The sequence below is a fragment of the Kitasatospora aureofaciens genome (genome assembly GCF_019192735.1).
Classification (GTDB): domain Bacteria; phylum Actinomycetota; class Actinomycetes; order Streptomycetales; family Streptomycetaceae; genus Kitasatospora; species Kitasatospora aureofaciens_A.
The window spans coordinates 1-1,099 of sequence record NZ_JAHTKP010000180.1; the positions used below are offsets into that span (position 1 = coordinate 1).

The 1,099-nt window shown below is 67.6% G+C and carries 1 pseudogene; it reads right to left on the reverse strand.

From position 1 onward, the window contains the following. Positions 1–22: 22 nt before the first annotated feature. Positions 23–1,023 (reverse strand): annotated as a pseudogene (locus KV557_RS41865) (IS5 family transposase). Positions 1,024–1,099 lie beyond the last annotated feature (76 nt).

The following is a 1,099-nucleotide window of genomic DNA, read 5'->3' on the forward strand; positions in this document are numbered from 1 at the left end:
TAGGGCGCGTATTCGGTCGTGATCAGTGGGTCCGGGTGAGGTCCTTGATCCAGATCATCGCGCCACGGAGGTGGAGGCCGGCGAGGTAGCTTTCCGGGGTCTTGTCATACCGGGTGGCGATGCCTCGCCAGGCCTTCAGCTTGTTGATCAGGCGCTCGACGGTGTTCCGCTCCTTGTAGAGCTCGGCGTCGTAACTGACGGGCCGGCCGCCCTTGCGGCCCCTCTTCTTCCGGTTGGCGCTCTGGTCCTTCTTCTCCGGGATGACCGCCTTGATATGGCGCTTGCGCAGGTAGGCGCGGTTGCCGCGTGACGAATAGGCCTTGTCCCCGGCTACCGCGTCCGGCCGGGTGCGGGGACGGCCGACCGGCACCCGGACCCGGACCTTCTTCAGCACGGGGATGAACTGCGGGCTGTCCGCGGCCTGGCCCTCGGTCAGGATGAACACCAGCGGGCGGCACTTCCGGTCGCCGGCGCAATGGACCTTGCTGGTCTGCCCGCCCCTGGAGCGTCCGAGCAGGGCTGCCTTCAGCCGGAGCCTGCGCCGACGCCGGATGCGTCGCCGTTCTTCCCGTTTCGGGTCGTCTGAGGCGTCCCGCCCGTCTTGTTCCTCCGAGCCTCCCCCTTTTGCCGAGCCTTCTCCGCTTCCTCGGCGGCCTTCTCCAGGGCGGCCATGGTGTCGGAGTCGAGGTGCATCCCGGCCGCGTCGTGGTGAGCCCGCACGGTGGTGGAGTCCACGCTGACCAGGGACAAGTCCACCTCGCCGCGCTTCGCGGCTTCCGCGATCAGCCCCTCCATCAGGGCTTCGAAGACGCCGGCGTCCCTCCACTGCCGGAACCGATTGGAGACGGTCGACCACGCCCCGAACTCCTGCGGCATCTCCCGCCACTGCCCGCCCGTCCGGAATCGCCAGATCACGCCCTCGAACTGCTGTCGCAGCCGCTCCGGGTACGGGCCGTACTCGCCGATCGGCAAGTACGGCTCGATCAACACCCACTCCGCATCCGTCAATTGCGCTCGCGTCACGTAACACGGTCTACCGGATCAGGACCCGCCGCGAGGGTGAATCGCGCAGATTGATCACGACCGAATACGTGCCCTA